Annotated in this window: 17 protein-coding genes; 7 read left to right on the forward strand and 10 right to left on the reverse strand. The window is 45.9% G+C overall.

Going from position 1 to position 16044, the window contains the following annotated elements:
- Positions 1 to 254 precede the first annotated feature (254 nt).
- Positions 255 to 776, forward strand: a complete 522-nt coding sequence (gene pgsA, locus MiSe_RS41400) for a CDP-diacylglycerol--glycerol-3-phosphate 3-phosphatidyltransferase (RefSeq protein ID WP_226591798.1) — start codon at positions 255 to 257, stop codon at positions 774 to 776.
- A 180-nt stretch (positions 777 to 956) separates the two neighbouring features.
- A complete protein-coding gene (locus MiSe_RS41405) occupies positions 957 to 1829 on the forward strand; it encodes a DUF2382 domain-containing protein (RefSeq protein ID WP_226591800.1) in 873 nt (290 codons plus the stop codon).
- 148 nt (positions 1830 to 1977) lie between these two features.
- On the opposite strand, the gene MiSe_RS41410 is transcribed toward MiSe_RS41405, so the two are convergent.
- Positions 1978 to 2913: an NAD-dependent epimerase/dehydratase family protein gene (locus tag MiSe_RS41410; RefSeq protein WP_226591802.1), complete on the reverse strand. Its 936-nt coding sequence runs from the start codon at positions 2911 to 2913 to the stop codon at positions 1978 to 1980.
- A 134-nt stretch (positions 2914 to 3047) separates the two neighbouring features.
- A complete protein-coding gene (gene surE, locus MiSe_RS41415) occupies positions 3048 to 3725 on the reverse strand; it encodes a 5'/3'-nucleotidase SurE (protein ID WP_226591804.1) in 678 nt (225 codons plus the stop codon).
- A gap of 58 nt (positions 3726 to 3783) precedes the next feature.
- On the opposite strand from surE, the gene MiSe_RS41420 reads away from it, so the two are divergent.
- Positions 3784 to 4422 carry a hypothetical protein gene (locus tag MiSe_RS41420; RefSeq protein WP_226591806.1) on the forward strand — a complete coding sequence of 213 codons (639 nt, stop codon included), beginning with the start codon at positions 3784 to 3786 and terminating at the stop codon, positions 4420 to 4422.
- 212 nt (positions 4423 to 4634) lie between these two features.
- Here MiSe_RS41420 and MiSe_RS41425 read toward each other — a convergent pair whose 3' ends face one another.
- Complete coding sequence (locus tag MiSe_RS41425) at positions 4635 to 4874, reverse strand: helix-turn-helix domain-containing protein (protein WP_226591808.1); 240 nt, start codon at positions 4872 to 4874, stop codon at positions 4635 to 4637.
- 388 nt (positions 4875 to 5262) lie between these two features.
- On the opposite strand from MiSe_RS41425, the gene MiSe_RS41430 reads away from it, so the two are divergent.
- Positions 5263 to 5457 (forward strand): hypothetical protein, encoded by a 195-nt coding sequence (locus MiSe_RS41430; protein WP_226591810.1) that lies wholly within the window; start codon positions 5263 to 5265, stop codon positions 5455 to 5457.
- A gap of 347 nt (positions 5458 to 5804) precedes the next feature.
- Positions 5805 to 7523, forward strand: coding sequence for a HEAT repeat domain-containing protein (locus MiSe_RS41435; protein WP_226591812.1), 1719 nt, complete (start codon positions 5805 to 5807; stop codon positions 7521 to 7523).
- Positions 7524 to 7747: 224 nt separating this feature from the next.
- Here MiSe_RS41435 and MiSe_RS41440 read toward each other — a convergent pair whose 3' ends face one another.
- The 3 genes from MiSe_RS41440 to MiSe_RS51565 all read right to left on the reverse strand — a co-directional run bounded on the left by MiSe_RS41440 (position 7748) and on the right by MiSe_RS51565 (position 10508).
- Positions 7748 to 9013, reverse strand: a complete 1266-nt coding sequence (locus tag MiSe_RS41440; RefSeq protein ID WP_226591814.1) for a hypothetical protein — start codon at positions 9011 to 9013, stop codon at positions 7748 to 7750.
- Positions 9014 to 9076: 63 nt separating this feature from the next.
- Positions 9077 to 10327, reverse strand: a complete 1251-nt coding sequence (locus MiSe_RS41445; protein WP_226591816.1) for an RNA-guided endonuclease InsQ/TnpB family protein — start codon at positions 10325 to 10327, stop codon at positions 9077 to 9079.
- Between the two features lie 49 nt (positions 10328 to 10376).
- Complete coding sequence (locus MiSe_RS51565; protein ID WP_264196916.1) at positions 10377 to 10508, reverse strand: hypothetical protein; 132 nt, start codon at positions 10506 to 10508, stop codon at positions 10377 to 10379.
- Positions 10509 to 10720: 212 nt separating this feature from the next.
- Between MiSe_RS51565 and cysC the strand changes: the two genes are divergently transcribed.
- Both cysC and asnB read left to right on the forward strand, forming a co-directional pair.
- The gene (cysC, locus tag MiSe_RS41450) at positions 10721 to 11248 is read left to right on the forward strand and encodes an adenylyl-sulfate kinase (RefSeq protein ID WP_226591818.1); all 528 of its coding nucleotides are present in this window, start codon (positions 10721 to 10723) and stop codon (positions 11246 to 11248) included.
- Positions 11249 to 11617: 369 nt separating this feature from the next.
- Positions 11618 to 13570 carry an asparagine synthase (glutamine-hydrolyzing) gene (gene asnB, locus MiSe_RS41455; protein ID WP_226591820.1) on the forward strand — a complete coding sequence of 651 codons (1953 nt, stop codon included), beginning with the start codon at positions 11618 to 11620 and terminating at the stop codon, positions 13568 to 13570.
- A 344-nt stretch (positions 13571 to 13914) separates the two neighbouring features.
- Here the strand turns inward: asnB and MiSe_RS41460 are convergent, their stop codons facing one another.
- From MiSe_RS41460 to MiSe_RS41475, 4 genes are all read right to left on the reverse strand, one after another.
- On the reverse strand, positions 13915 to 14694 hold the full coding sequence (locus MiSe_RS41460; RefSeq protein WP_226591822.1) for a photosystem II electron transport protein, Sll1252 family: 780 nt from the start codon (positions 14692 to 14694) through the stop codon (positions 13915 to 13917).
- A gap of 99 nt (positions 14695 to 14793) precedes the next feature.
- Positions 14794 to 15300: a hypothetical protein gene (locus tag MiSe_RS41465; RefSeq protein ID WP_226591824.1), complete on the reverse strand. Its 507-nt coding sequence runs from the start codon at positions 15298 to 15300 to the stop codon at positions 14794 to 14796.
- A 43-nt stretch (positions 15301 to 15343) separates the two neighbouring features.
- A complete protein-coding gene (locus MiSe_RS41470) occupies positions 15344 to 15526 on the reverse strand; it encodes a hypothetical protein (RefSeq protein WP_226591826.1) in 183 nt (60 codons plus the stop codon).
- A gap of 240 nt (positions 15527 to 15766) precedes the next feature.
- Positions 15767 to 15970, reverse strand: a complete 204-nt coding sequence (locus MiSe_RS41475) for a hypothetical protein (RefSeq protein WP_226591828.1) — start codon at positions 15968 to 15970, stop codon at positions 15767 to 15769.
- Between the last annotated feature and the right edge of the window lie 74 nt (positions 15971 to 16044).

Here is a 16044-nt window from a genome sequence, read left to right on the forward strand (position 1 = left end):
TATCAAGTTATGGGGTAGTAGATCAGCTCAAACATGCCGTGCCCCTACATCCCGAAATTTATTTCCCGGCACTTTTGTCGGGGCACGGCAATATCAAGTTATGGGGTAGTAGATCAGCTCAAACATGCCGTGCCCCTACTCACCTGCGTATTTTCAGAACAGGTCTATTGTCTGTAAAACCCGCCCCGTAAGCAAATTCCCTTTGCCTGTAATATGAGCTAAGCTGAGATTTGATGGCTGATGGCTCAAGATTCATGACCATTCCCAACTGGATTACCTTCTCCCGCTTGCTGGGGTTGCCTTTTATCCTCTACGGGTTGCACAACCCAACGGTTGAAATGCGCTGGATTTGCGTGGCAATTTTTATCGTAGCCGCCGGTACTGATTGGTTGGATGGCTATTTGGCGCGGAAATTAAACCAAATCAGCGATTTAGGTAAGTTTCTCGACCCTTTGGTCGATAAATTGCTGGTTCTGGCACCATTGCTGGCTTTGATTGAACTAGGGCAAGTGCCAGCTTGGGGAGTGTTTCTCATTTTAGGGCGGGAGTTAGCGATCGCTGGCTGGCGCGTTAACCAAACTACCATCTCCGGGGCGAATATCTGGGGTAAGCTGAAAACGGTGAGTCAGATTGTGGCGATCGCGCTTTTAATTGCTCCTCTCCCTAAAGTTTGGCAAACCCCCTCCCTCATCGCTTTCTGGATCTCTGTTGCCCTCACCTTAATTTCTGGTGCGATTTATTTGTGGCCTCAAAATCTATCTAACAAAAATGCATGACTAAAATGAGAGTTTAACAGAGATTTGTTTCCCGCTCCAGAAACCCGGTTTCTCAGAGAAACCGGGTTTCTATTTCTACCTATAAACGTAATACAATTTCAGTCAAAAGAAGGAAGGAATAAATTGAAGATCTATCTAAAGTGGATGCAGAAGTTAATGTAGATACTACAGGAAACGAGAATGGCACTGTACAAAATAGAGGATTTCAATCCCAACTACCGGCAAGATGTTTTTGACGGCGAAGATGTCAAAGGGATTCCCGTCTATGCCGGAAAAACAGATGAAAAAATTGGCACAATTCATAACGTGTTAGTTGATGAAACCGGGCGTTTCCGATATTTTGTAATTGACACGGGTTTCTGGATTTTTGGTAAAAAAGTCTTGCTCCCAGTTGGTCGTTGTAGCGTTGATGTTGAATATCAGCGGATTAATGCTATAGGTATTACGAGCAAAGAACAAGCAGAAAAACTACCAGAATACGATGACAGCATGACGGTAGATTATGATTACGAGGAGCGAGTGCGGCGCGTTTATCGCACTCCAACTGTGGAAGCGACAGTACCCGTAGAAGCGTCACCGCCTGTAGAAACAACACCCGTTGTCAGCGCAGCTGTTCCCGCTGCTTATGACCGCAATACTTATACTTACGACCATGAGCCCCAATTGTACCAGATGAGCGATCGCGACCATCAAAAGTTTAGACTCTACGAAGAAAAACTGATCGTAGATAAAAGCCGTCGCAAGACTGGGGAAGTAACAATTGGTAAGCGCGTTGAAACCGAAACTGTACGCACTGCGGTTCCTGTAGAAAAAGAGCGCGTTATCATTGAGCGCACCACTCCAAAAAGCGTAGATAGTCCCGTATTTCCAGACAATTCTGCTTTTAAAGAAGGCTATGTCGCGCAAATGGCAATCTACGAAGAAACGGCTGATATCAAAAAACAAGCCTTCGTGCGCGAAGAAGTTGATGTCAGAAAAGAAGTGAAGCGCGATAGGATCGAAGCAACAGAAACACTGCGTCACGAAGAGTTAGATGTGGATACTAAAGCATAATTCATCTGTTTAGTGACGAGGCAAGAGCCTCGTGATTTTCGTTCCCAGGCAAGAGCCTGGGAACGAGATCCGCGAGGCTGACTTTCGTTCCCAGGCTACAGCCTGGGAACGAGATCCGCGAGGCAAGAGCCTCGCTTTTTCTGTAGTTCTAAACTGCTTTAAGAATCTCGTCATCGACTGAGAAATCTACTTCAGATTTATCGCGCCCAGAGGCGAGAAAATCGTTTTGAAACGAATCTTTCAAACCAGAAATTAAGTCATATTCCGGTTTCCAATTCAGTTCGGTCATCGCTTTATTAACCGACGCGAAAAAGTGCTGCACTCGCATGGGAAATGCTTTGCGCTTGCCAAAGTCGAATTTTTTCGGGTCGTAATGGACTATTTGCAACTCGTCGGCGGATTTCCCGGCAGCAGTTGCACAAGCGCGTGCGAGTCCGTCAAAGGTAACAAATCGCTCTCCGGATATGTTATAAATTTGACCTATTGCTTGAGTATTTCCCAGTACAGCCGCCATTGCATTGGCTAAATCTTTGCAATGTCCGAATTGGGTGAAGTGTAATCCGTTACCTGGGATGGGAATGGGGCGCTCGCGCACAATTCGCTCGAAGAACCAAGCCTCTAAATCGTTATAATTTTGGGGGCCATAAATATAAGTCGGGCGAATCGAAGTCCAAGGTAAACCCAATTCTGCGAGAAAAGTTTCGGTTTCGTGCTTGCCTTTGTGACGGCTTTTTGGATCGACTGGATCGCCTTCGATGTGGGGCATTTGGTCGGATTTTAAATAAACCCCAGCGGAACTCATATAAACAAAGTGTTGCACCCGGTCTTTAAAGATTTCTGCCAGGGGTTGGGTGTCGCTTAATTCCCGTCCGTTGTTATCAAAAATCGCATCAAAGTTTTCCCCGGATAGCTTTTCTTTCAGTAGGGCGGCATCGGTGCGATCGCCGTGAATTTGTTGGAGTCCTTCTACGGGTGCTGGCTTCTTACCGCGATTAAATAATACAACTTCGTGGCCTTGTTCCACCAGAATTTTTGTCAAATAAACCCCGATAAAGCGGGTTCCCCCCATGATTAAAATCCGCATTGTGCCTCTTCCTCATTCTGCGATGACCTGTAGAAATTTTACAGTGTAATGGCACTTACTAAACGTAGGTTTGGTTTCGCTCTCGCAAGCGCCCAACCTACAATTAGCAATTAGCAATTAGCAATTAGCAATGACTACAATCGCAATAACGTGACGGCGATTTTGCCGGAAAAGCAGACATCTACATCGGTGTTGGGAGTGCGATCGCGCGCTGCATACTCTCCCACGTAGTAAAATTCATCACCTTCAACTCGATAATTTACGGGCAAAGGTTGGGTCGAAGGTTGACAAAACACAATCTCCGGATCGGGTTCTCCTGGTAACAAATGGGGTAAATTTACATTCCAGAAACATCCCGGTTCGATGGGACGGTTGAACAATTCATCCAATACTTTAGCCGTCCACCTTGCCGCGGTATCCCAATCTACATTTAACTTGCGTTTGCGATAGTGGGAAACCGCGATACCGGGAATACCGTGGATCGCCGCTTCTCGCACCGCCGCCACAGTCCCGGAAATATAAACATCAACTCCCATATTGCCCCCCGCGTTGATGCCAGAAAGTACCCATTTGACATTTTGAAAAAGATGTGTTATGGCGAGGCGAGTGCAATCTGCCGGAGTGCCGCCTACAGCATACTCGGTTTCCCCCCGGCGATGGACGTGAATCGGGCGAGTAGTGGTGACTTGATGACCGCATCCCGATAAATGGTCTTTGGGGGCGACTATTACGCCAAAGCCGTTTACAGCTTTTAGTAGCGCCCGGATGCCTGGGGCGTCTATGCCGTCATCGTTGGTGAGTATCTGGGTCATAGATTTTTGAGTGCGTAATATAGAAGAGAGCGCTTTCTCTCTCGGTTAATTAATTTACATGACTGCCGCTGACAGCACCGATTTTCAAGCATATCTGGAATCGATTTGCAGTGACGAAAAATATCAGGGTTGGCAGGATTTTTATACGCCAACCGATGCTTTACATCGTCAACGCATCGAAAAGAAGCAACCGCCGCGATGGTTGAATTTAAGCTTGATGGTGCAGACGATCGTACCGCCACCAGAAAGAGAAGCGCCGGGAGACAAAAAAGCAGAGAAAGAAAAAGTCGAACGGCTGGAGGTACTGGGAGGATTACGCAAGTATGCGGAAAATCATGTCTTATTGGTGGGAAAACCGGGTTCGGGGAAATCGACTGCTTTAGAACGGCTATTGTGGGAAGAGGCAGAGAAAGCGAGAACGCAGCGGCAAGGGAAAATCCCGGTTTTGGTGCAACTGCGCCGCTATAAAACTTCCGTATTGGGGATTATTGGCGATGTCAAATCTGACAATCAAGCTGTTGTAGTTTCAGCGATTCACGAAGAAATCAAGCGCAATCCCACAATAAAAGCGCGGTTGTGGAATGCTTTAAAAGCTGGTGGAACTGAGGCATTGAAACAGGCATTAGATGCGATATTTAAAAATCCAGCCGTCAGCATTTCAGTGGAGACAATCAAAGGATTCATTGAAGCGGAATAGTTAAAAAAGATGAATTATACAGATATTGCATCAACCACTGAACCCGCCAGAGAATGAATTCTCTGGCTAATAGCGAAAGTCCTCTAAAGAGGACTAGAAAAACGCCAAGAGTCCACTTTAGTGGACTTTAGCTAAAAGCCTTTGGACTTGAGTCCACGGCGGGAGGACAGCACAGGTGAAAGATCTCAAATTAGATAGTGCGGCTCTCATACCTAGTCACCAGGAACACCCGTCACGTCAATCCCGCAACACTGACAAATCACCTTCAGCGAAACCTGATAAACCCGCGCCAGTGCCACAGCATTTTCCAAGTTTGGCTTAGCTTTGCCATTTTCCCAATCGCTCAACCTACGTTCGGAAACTCCGATGAGTTGCCTTAACTCATATTGAGTTAGCTGATTTTGCTCCCTGAGTAGTCTCAACGAAGACTTATCCTGATTTTCTTCTCGCATACCAGACGTAATATTCTTGAAGCTTACGTCTTGACCACCTGGGGAATCGGACGTAAACTTCTAGTAAATGACCGCATAAAAGACCAGGCAGTTAAACAAGCTCCCGTCAGGATGCAACCTACCTGACTGGTCTTCCCTAAAAGTGTCTCACGATACCGCACCAGAAACAGTGTAGGGGCGTATTGCTCGCCCTGACATGAGTGGCTGTTGCTTTTTATCAGCTATCGCAAGGCAAGGTGACGTTGAGTTCAAAAGCTTACTTTACCGTAAGAAAGAACCTTTAGTTTACCTAAATTTTGCTGGCGAGATTGGCGATCAGCCTAATGGCTTGCTTCGCTAAAGCTTACCTATGTTTGCGTTCGCGATCTACCCATTGAGTACAAAATTTATGACTTACCAACAAACTGACAAAATCCCAAAATATGCTCGTGTTTGGGCAATTATTCTGATGTTACCAGACGCTCGTCACTATACGGTGGCGCGTTTTTACAACCGTCGTGACGGGGAAGTACACCTCAGAGTTTTGCAGCGGTTTATGCCAAAGTCTGAGTTCAAATTACTGTTTGATCCGGCTGAGGAGTAAACCCATGTTTTAAACTATACGGCGCGATCGCTTCTATTTTTACTTTTCCCCCAAAAGCGATCGATCTCATACCTAGTCACCAATAACACCCGTCACCTCTATCATACAAGTTGCTAAAATTCTCTCTTTTTTCTTTCTCTGCGGAATGTCGCGCCTGGAGCGGTTCGTTAAAAAAACCTCAAATAGTTAGCGCGAGAACGCTACTAATTTATTTGTTTAAAACTATTTAGCGCAAGTAACAGGAGTTTAAATACAATTAAATTCCAGGTTTGATGGACTTGGCAGCAGCATAGTTTAATGCCAAAATCAAAATAAGCGTATAAGGGATCGCTCTACTATAAGTAACTATGGAAACCGATAACCGAATGCAATTCCAGCCGCAATTTTCGCAAAAATATAGCAGTAACACGGCTGGGATGCTACAAATATTAATGGGCGAAAATCCGCTAATTCGCCCCACTGCTGCGCGTGCTTTAGCAAAAATAGATTCTTATACCGCCACTACCGGACTGCTGCAAGCACTAGCGCATCAAGACAAATCGGTGCGTGCTTGGGCAGCTTGGACATTAGGACAAATTGGCACCGAAGCAGTAGTTATCAAGCTAGAACAAGCGCTCAAGCATAATGTTGCCCCAGTTCGGATTTGGGCAACCTGGGCATTAGGGCAAATAGGTTCAGAACCAGCGATTAAAGCCCTCATAGAAGCATTAAATCACAAAGATGCCAGCGTGCGTTGGAGAGCAGCAGCCGCATTAGGAAAAATCGGCGCTAAAACAGCAGTGGATAAACTCGCCCAAGCGCTCAAAGATGAAGAATTTTATGTGCGTTGGCGGGTAGCTTCGGCGTTAGGGCAAATTAAAAGCGAAGCAGCGGTTTCTCGATTAGTGAAAAGCCTCAAAGATGAAAGTCCTTCAATATGTTCTCAAGCAGCTTATGCGTTAGGAGAAATTAAATCAGAAGAAGCCGTTAGCGGACTGTTGCGATCGCTTTCTCACTCAGACTCGGTTGTGCGGGGAAATGCGGTTTGGGCATTGGGACAAATTGGCAGCGAAACCTCGATCGCTGGATTGATTTTAGCACTCTCCCACCAAGACCCCCAAGTGCGTGCCAAAGCCGCCTCGGTGTTGGGGAAAAACAAGTGCGAGGACGCAATTCCCGCACTGCGCCAAGCACTAAGCGATCGCGACTTTTACGTGCGTTGGCGCGCTGCTTCTGCGTTAGGGAAAATCGGTAACTGGTGTGCAGTAGAAGGGTTGTTGCGAAGTCTCAAAGATAACAACGGTGGAGTTCGCGGTGCTGCCGCCTCTGCCTTGGGGAAAATTGGCAATGCCGCAGCAATTGATGGACTGCAACAAGCACTCAACGATGAAGAGCAATCCGTTCGCCATAGTGCTGCCGAAGCTTTAAAGAAAATCGGTAGTAAAAACGGGGATACCCCAGCTTTACTACCGCAAAATTCGGTTAATTTCGATAGCAACTCGCAGACAGAACGACTAATATCTGCGAGAGTTGTCACCAACTGCCACAATGATAAACTACCCACGCTCTTTATTACCTCCTGTGCGGAAGCGAGCGAGCATTTTCGCTGTACGATCAAAGCGCCATCGATCAAACACCTGATTTCGATTGGTAGCCCAGGCGTCGCCCCGCCGGAAGGGTGGACGAAAATTCCTCACCGACTGCGGCTAGAGTTTCACGACATCGAGACACCTTGCGACGATCCGGAATACGTTTTAGCCACAACTGATGATATCGCCAATGTCATTAACTTCGCGTCTGAAATTTCCCAATTTGAGGGAAATCTTTTGATTCATTGTCAAGCTGGTATTAGCCGTTCTTCAGCCGTTGCTTTGACAGTTTATACTCACTTACTCGGTGCAGGATCTGAAGCAGAAGCGCTCGCTTACATCCTAGCAGCTAGACCTCAATCTATACCCAATTTGTGGGTAGTTGAATTAGCCGATGCAGCTTTAGATAGAAAGGGCAAGTTATTAAAAGTTGCCCAAAAACATCAAGATGTTGTTTTTAGCAAGTACAGAAGTTATCAAACATGGGATGGTCAGTAGGTATATCAGAAACCGGGTTTTTCTAACAACGCTGGGCTTTCCCCAAAATCCGACACCCTTAAGGGTGCGGCTATACAAACGAAGCCCGCAAGGCAAGGGCTGGAATTATTAAAGCCCGCGCCGGCGGGCTTCGTTTGTGTAGCCCCAGGTTTTAACCTGGGGGCTGGGGGCGTTTCAGAAAATTGGCGAGGGTATTGTCTAAAAAACCCGGTTTCTTAAACTTGTCAATTATTCACATTAGTTTCCTGCCCAGATGTCTGCATTTGCGTTAATCTTTTTCGGGCAGATTGTAGCAACTGTTGCGCTTCTGTATAAGCGGTTGTACCGGGTTGGACTTGCTCTAGCTGATTGATAATTTCCTGTAACTGGCTAACCATCCGTTCCTGTTCCCAAGCTGCATTTTCTGTTGAATTATTGAGCCGCTGCCAAGAAGGAATTTGTCTTTTCGCTTGTTCTAAGGCTGCTTTTGATGATGACTCTGCTTTCTGGCGGCTTTGTATGGTTCCTAAATTAGTTTGGTATTGTGCTAGTAATTTTTGTGCTTCTAAATAGCCAGCATCTTCGATTGTAATTTGTTGCAGTCGGTCAATGGCTTGCTGCCATAAATTTTGGGCTTGTTGCCACTTTTCTGCTGGATGTGGGGGATTTTGTCCAACAATCGCGGCAGCTTTGGCAAATTCTCGTGCCGCATCCATTAAAGTGCCAGTGCGCTTATTAGCACTTTCGCCGCTGGCAACTTGCTGAAAATCCCGGTTATACGCGGCTAATTTAGTTTTTGAGGTGCGTCCGACAAGGGTTTCTGATGATATTTGTTCTAGCTGATCTAAAGCCGCTTGCCATGCTGCGATCGCTTGTTGCCTCTCTGTCCAACTCTGCGCTTGTCCGTGCTGTTGCTTGGCATCATTGAGCGCTTTTTCCCCTTGTTCTAATAACATCTGCGCTTGCTTTTCTTGAAAAAGTTTAGCTTCCATCCGCCCGATATTGGCACGCGCTGTCTGAAATTCATCGAATGTGAACCGCCAACCAAACCAAAAACTATATTTAGGCTCATAATCTAAAAACCAGACTGGCAAAGCATCAAGATGTTTTTGTGCTGCTTTGACTTTTTCTGCTCCCAAATTTAAGTCGGCTGAGCTAGTAGCTTGGTTTACCAACTGGTCGGCTTGTTGCACTAATGAAATCGCCTGTCGATAGTTATAATCCATATTGATGTAGCTGGGTAGCAGCAAGATGGGTGCTACTTTTGCAACTGGTCTGCGAACCATTGGATAAGGCAAGTTTGCTACCCAAATTACCCCAGCCGTTCCAGCTAAGAATACCGCCGCAAATTTAATTTTGCTCCACACTCCGGGCGGACGGTTGGCTTTTGCTGCCTTTTTAAGTGTTTTTTCGCTGAATTTGGGGAAAAAGTCGATAATTGTCTCGCGCAATTGTTCGTAGGAAACAAGCGGGCCATCTTGCGATCGCAGTCTGTCGAGTCGCTTCAGCACAATGTGCAAGACAAAACTTACTCAAATCAAGTATTTGGCTTAATTTGACGTTTGCTTCCTGTCTCAACCAAGGGAGTCGGCTCCTTCTTGTCCACAGGCGTAAATTCCGCGCTTGCCGCACGTACAAGGGTGTTTGGGGCATTTTCCAGATTTATCGCAGCATTTAGATCGCGTCCCTTGCGCGTGCGGTCGGCATATCAATGGAAACGCCACACTTACCGCAAAAGTAAACACGCTCTTGAAGAGGCAAGGTAACAGAACGTTGCCGCAACACGAGCATGTTTTAGAGGAAGGGAACCACCTGTCAACTAGCTCTACCTTTGTCCCAAAGAATGCTGATTTATAAAGCAACATTCTTCGGAATTCATAAAATCCCAAACTGGAAATGGCTTCGGCTAGTTTTCCGTTGGCTATCATACCAGCGACATTGAGATCTTCAATGCGAATCAGGTAGTACTTTCGACTAATATCAGTTGTGGTTTTTTGCCAAAAATCTCGCCTGATATTAGCAAGCCGAGCGTAACCTCGTGCCAGCCTTCGGTAGTATTTCAAGGCATTATTTGACGCCTTGATTCCTTGATTGCGGTTCCCCAATCGTTTGTTACGATTGCGCCACTGCTCCCTACTTAGCTTGGCTTTCGCATCTTTCAGGGACTGTGGCGCAACAATCTTAGAATTATCCGATAAGGTGGCAAAATTCTTGACGCCTAAATCTATTCCAACCGATTGAACTGAGTGCAAAAGCGTTGGAACTTTGTCAACATCTAAGGTAAACGAGACGAACCATTTATCCGCCACTCTCGAAATAGTGAATGTTTGGCTTGAGCAGATAAATGGAATTCTTTGCTTAAGCCTAAACTCTCCCAAGCCGGGGATAGCGATCTTTTTACCTGGGTAAAGAGTTTGACGATTCGTGAACGGAATCATTTTTTCACCCTTGGCACGATACACCCCTGACTTTTTCAAGACTGTAAAGCTTTCACCCCTCTTTTTAGATTTTTTTCCAGGAAAACCAGAAGAACCTTTACGCCATCGCTCAAGAGCTTTTGCTAAATTTCTTAGCGCTGATGAATAAATAGCTGATGGGTATTGTTTCATCCAAGCATACTCAGGTTTGGTTTTAACGTGGTTGGTGAAGACTTTCTCAATCTCGGCTAAACGCTTGGAGTCAGTAGCCTTAATTTCCTCAAACGCCCATGATTGGGTAAGTAGCGATAGTCCAAAGTTATAGACAAAGCGACTAAACCCGGCACAACCGGCAAGAAGAGAACGCTCAAAGTTATTGAGTTTTAGCTCTAGCTTCAGGCTGTACATTGCAGAGTCTCCAAATAATGGGTTGAGGCTGTGAGCCAGATGTTAAGGATTAAGCGGAATAGGTAGAGAAATGGCTACCTACTACTACGTCTCGCTGCACTTGTACTAGCGGGTCATTTCCAGCCAGTTTTTCCACTTCTACTCGTAAAATTTCATAAGCACGACGTGTGAGGCGCGGCATAAGCAATACGCAGATCTATTAATTCAAGTATTCCCTAGCGCTATAAAACTGTCAAAGCTATCAGTACTTACGCGCAAGTTCCCGGTTTCTACGAAAAATCCTTGGGAAAGGAAACTAGAGATCAAGGTCGAAACCGGGTTTGTGGCCTAGTCGTGCGTAAGTCCTGAGCTATGATCGATTAGCAATTGTACGTAAAATATGGAAGTAACAATATGCACCAGCGTGGTGTTACGGTGTGGTTTACGGGTTTGAGCGGTGCTGGCAAGACTACCATTAGTCGGGCGGTGGAACAAGAGTTGCGTACGCGCCGCCGCCTGGTAGAAATTCTCGATGGCGATGTGGTGCGTCAAAACTTGACAAAAGGCTTGGGTTTTAGTAAAGAAGACCGAGACGAAAACATTCGTCGCATCGGTTTTGTGGCGCATCTACTCACCCGCAACGGGGTAATTGTGTTGGTATCGGCGATCTCGCCCTACCGCGAAATTCGCCAACAGGTAAGGGATCGGATTGGAGACTTTATTGAAGTTTACGTCAATGCACCTCTAGAAGTTTGCGAACAGCGGGACGTGAAAGGATTGTATAAGAAAGCACGGGCGGGAGAAATTAAACAATTTACCGGAATTGACGACCCCTACGAAGCTCCTTTGAAACCAGAGGTCGTGTGTCGCACCGATCTGGAAACCGAAGTCGAAAGCGCCGCTAAGGTTTTGCGGACGCTAGAAGAATTTGGATACCTTTAAATTCCTCAAGCAAAGATTGCAGGGGCGGGTTTGACGACGATCCGATCAACCCGCCCTGAATCCTCTTGCCGAGTGCTAGGATTTGATATCAGTACTTTTTCGCATAAGTCATAAATTAAAACCAGGGTTCAGTATTTTTGCTGAGGTGACAGCGAACGAGGAAAGGTTATTTTTAACCCTAGAAAACTAGAGGTGAATCAAAGAATTTTAAATATTTTATGAAGCAATTTTGCTGGAAAGCTAAAAAAAGTTAAATTGGCGGAAAAATATTGATATATAGTCAGAAAATAAAGCATTATTATCAGGGTAATGAAATCAGAGTTTGCCAAGAGATTCAAGAGCTAAAACAAAAGGGAAAGGAAAAAGAAAATGTGCGGAATTGTAGGGGGAATAAATCGTAATTCAAGCTGCGATGTCAAATTAGAAAATGCTATAAAAAAACTCGCGCATCGGGGACCAGACGATCGGGGAATGTGGAGCGAACCCCACATAAACTTAGGGCATACCCGCCTATCGATTTTAGACCTAAGTCCGCTGGGGCATCAGCCGATGAGCTACCAAAACGAGCGGTACTGGATAACGTTCAACGGGGAAGTTTATAACTATTTAGAACTGCGAGAAGAACTTTTAAATTTAGGACATCAATTTGTTAGCAAAAGCGATACAGAAGTACTTTTGGCAGCTTATGCCCAATGGGGAGTATCTTGCCTGGAAAAATTGCGAGGCATGTATGCGTTTGGGATTTGGGATCGAGAAAGTAAAAAGCTGTTTGTAGCACGCGATCGCACGGGAGAAAAGCCGCTATACTACTGGCACGACGAGAACGCCTTCTACTTCGCTTCCGAACTAAAATCGCTGCTAACGCTACTACCAGAAACTCCCCAATTAGACCCGGTAGCGCTCGATTTATACGTCCATTATCAATATGTTCCAGAACCGCTGACACCCCTAGTTGGAGTTGTAAAATTACCCGCAGCACACTATCTACTACTAGACTTAGAAAATTGGCATGTAGAACCCCAATGTTATTGGAATTTAGAGAAAATCCCGCCAATTGAAGGCGATCCGGTGGCGCTAATTCGCCAAGAATTAGACCGATCGATAGAATTAACATTACGGTCAGATGTACCGATCGCAATTGCACTGAGTGGCGGATTAGATTCGGGAGCGATCGCAGCACTCGCCGCACCTAAGTATAAAGATACCCTCCGTGCTTTTAGCATCGGTTATCCCGGTCGTCCTGAATTCGACGAGCGAAATCAAGCCGAGCAAATGGCTGAGTATTTAGGCTTACCCTTTGAATCGATCGAATTAACCGTAGAAGAATTAGTTGATTTCTTCCCCAGTTTAATCGCAGCAAGCGATGACCCCGTTGCAGATAGTGCAGCTTACGGACACTACTCGGTGATGAAATTAGCCGCCTCGCGCGGGGTAAAAGTGATGTTGACTGGGATTGGCGGAGACGAGTTATTTTGGGGTTACAACCGAATTGTCAACGCCACTAATTTGAGCCAACAAAAGAATCAGTTTTGGCAATCTTCGCCACTGAATCAGAAAGTTTGGCAAACCTTGGGAGGGTTTACAGATACTCCTATTGCTAAAAAATTAAACAGTCCAAAAGTTCCCGGATCGATCAGAACAGCACTGAAAAATCTAGAAGAGCAGCATAAGTACGTTTACCGCGATCCTCAACGGGCGATTTTCTACGATCTTTGGCCTGGATTTGCTAATGCGATGCGATATAGCGATAAACTATATACTGCTGCGACAGCCGCTCAAATTCCGGCAGGAAATCCCTATCGTCTGTTCGAGTTTGATTTAGCAACCTGCGAAGATATTCCGGTTAAAATCACTCAGTTGCTCTTCGATACTTGGCTAGCATCTAATTGTCTAGCTTTAGGCGATCGCTTGAGTATGATCTGTTCTGTAGAAACCCGACTTCCCTTGCTAGACTACAAACTAATCGAGACAGTCATCGGTTTGCGTAAAACCCAACCCGATCATAATTTAGGACATAAATTCTGGTTAAAATCCGTCCTCAAGGGGATTGTACCCGATGAAGTCCTCACCCGTAAAAAACGAGGGTTTACCACCCCAATGGATGAATGGATGAAGGCGATTATTATCGCCTATATGGATAACCTGAAAAACGGCTATCTGGTGGAATTGAAGGTTCTCAATCGAGATTTTGTTGTCAAGCTGCTTGATGAAGCTCAAAAGCAATCCAAGCATCTTTTCGTCCTTTACAAACTGGTTTTGCTAGAAACTTGGTATCGAGAAGTTGTTGTTAGAAAAGAGGAAGAAGTTTTAGTTCCCGCCTAGACTCCAAAAACAGAAACCCGGTTTCTTAAACAATACCTTCGTCAAACAGCCGATACCCTAAAGGGTATCGCTATAAAAACAAAGCCCGCCAGAGCGGGCTAAAATCCGGACAGCCCGCTCTGGCGGGCTTTGTTTGTGTAGCCCCAGGCTTTAGTCAAACAGCCGATACCCTAAAGGGTATCGCTATAAAAACAAAGCCCGCCAGAGCGGGCTAAAATCCGGACAGCCCGCTCTGGCGGGCTTTGTTTGTGTAGCCCCAGGCTTTAGCCTGGGGGGGGGGGAGGTGGGGGCGTTTGACAAAAATGGCATAGGTATTGTTAAAGAAACCGGGTTTCTCCATATCTTCACATAAAGCGAGTTAGCCCAACGCGGTAACGGTCTTTTTTAGTAACAGCAACTTCTCCCACTTCTAGGCGTCCTTTACCGCGAATGGCGATTAAATCTCCGGTTTTCACTTGATAGCTTGCTTGGGTAATTTCCTTCCAATTGACCCGCACGTCACCGCCATCGATCAGATCTGCCATTTTGCTGCGAGACATGCCAAAACCAGCGGAAGCGATCGCATCCAACCTCAAAGAAGCTTCTACTGTCGTTAACTCTTTCTTTTTCGGTTCTTTGACCTTTAATTCACTCAACTCGATCCCCTGGGTTTTTACCGGAACCGAACGAACTTGAGTCAGTTGGGTTGAAAGAAAGTCTACCATTTCTGGTACGACAATTGCTTGCGCGCCGCGTTCGCCTAAAACGATAATATCGCCGGTTTTTTCTCGCACAATACCCGTCCCCAACATAGCGCCTAAAAAGTCGCGGTGGGTGGCGGGATCGAACAGAAAATTACCGGCAATTTCTATTGCTGCGACGGCGACTTGTGACGAGTCGAGGGGGAGATCGGAACGTGCGATCGCCATCCGCTGTCGTTCTGCTTGCGGATAACCACCCCAAGCACTTAGATGCACTTCTGTCAAGCGTCCAAACATCCGCTGAATTTCCGCCAACTCCGGTGGCGAAAGAAAATCCGTCGAGACAACTTCCCAAGTTTTGACAGCTTGATCGGCTAAGTCAATTGCCCTAGCAGCGACTTCTCTATTTTCAACGCCTTTTAATAATTCTTCTCGTGGTAACATCTTACAATTTGGTAATGGGTAATAGGTAATAGGTAATTGGTCATGGAAATTAGCAATTAGCAATTAGCAATTAGCAATTACCCATTACCAATTACCAATTTACTCTCCGACATAACCTTGAATATTTTCCGGTTCAAATTGGCGGAGAATGCTGGTAGCCTGACGAGTTAAAGTTTCAGAACCTTTCACCACAATTAGATATTTACCAGCATTTAAACGATTGCGGTAGGGCAAAGCATCGCCACCACCAACTAGCAAACCAGTACCGCCACCGGCAAAAATACTACCCAGCAAACCAGAACCAGCACCTAAAATACCGCCGATTACATGATTGCCAATTTCACCCGCCCAAGCAAACGTATTCAAATTTGTTGACAAGCTGAAGCCAACACCTGCAAAAAAGCCGAACGGCACCAGCCAAGTCGCCATCAGCTTGACTTGTTTGAGAGCTTGCTGATTGGGGTCAATTAAACCAAACTCGTCAGCACTTTTGTATCCCTTACCCAGGATAGTCACTTTATCCATCGGTAAGCCTTCTTTCTCCAAAGCCGAGTAAGCGGCTTCTGCTTGGATGCGATCTGACAACACGGTGACGAGGTAGTTCATAGTCCGATTTTACTGGATATTGGACGAGGGTTTAACCTTCACTCTAGTCGTTTTTTAACTCAAAAACCAGCCGTTTAAACAATAGCCTTGCTGCTAGTGCAGCGACGCGAGTGCGTACCAATTTAATCAAACGACCTACTGATTTTTCCGCGTCGAGCAGGTTACCTAGTTGTTCGCCGATGTCGTTTTTGGGGCGCGCACGCTTAACTTCAATCCTTGTAAACACCCATTGCCACAACGCAATCCGGCACAAATCCGAACCACCAACTCGGTCAAGTTCTTTATCCCCCGATGCTTCCTTAAGAGGGTTAGAGTCGGGGGAATTTATTACTAGACTCCCCCTCTCTTCCGGAACCGGACATGAAAGTTTCCCTTTATCCGGCTACTCAAGTGTGTTTCCCATTGTCAAACTAACGCGACGGGAACGCCAGCGCGCGCTAGGTGAGTACCCCAAAGCTTTTGGTAGTTAATACCTGTTGGTTCCATGATGGCAATGTCTGGTTTTAGTGCCAGTAACTAAGGGTAATCGACCGGACATCATATCAGTTCCTTTGCCGATAACGGACATGACATCAATCGCCCCCCCATGTTTTTCTACCACAATTTGACTCGGGAACGCGAGTGGGGAAGGGAGGCATATCGTCAATCCCAATCCCGTCTCTTTCCCCACATCTTTACTGCTAACAAACTCGAATTACGTTTACACCACCACCTTAGGCAAGGTAATTCTAAATTCCGTATAAC

The sequence above is a fragment of the Microseira wollei NIES-4236 genome, from assembly GCF_020521235.1.
Classification (GTDB): Bacteria; Cyanobacteriota; Cyanobacteriia; order Cyanobacteriales; family Aerosakkonemataceae; genus Microseira; species Microseira wollei.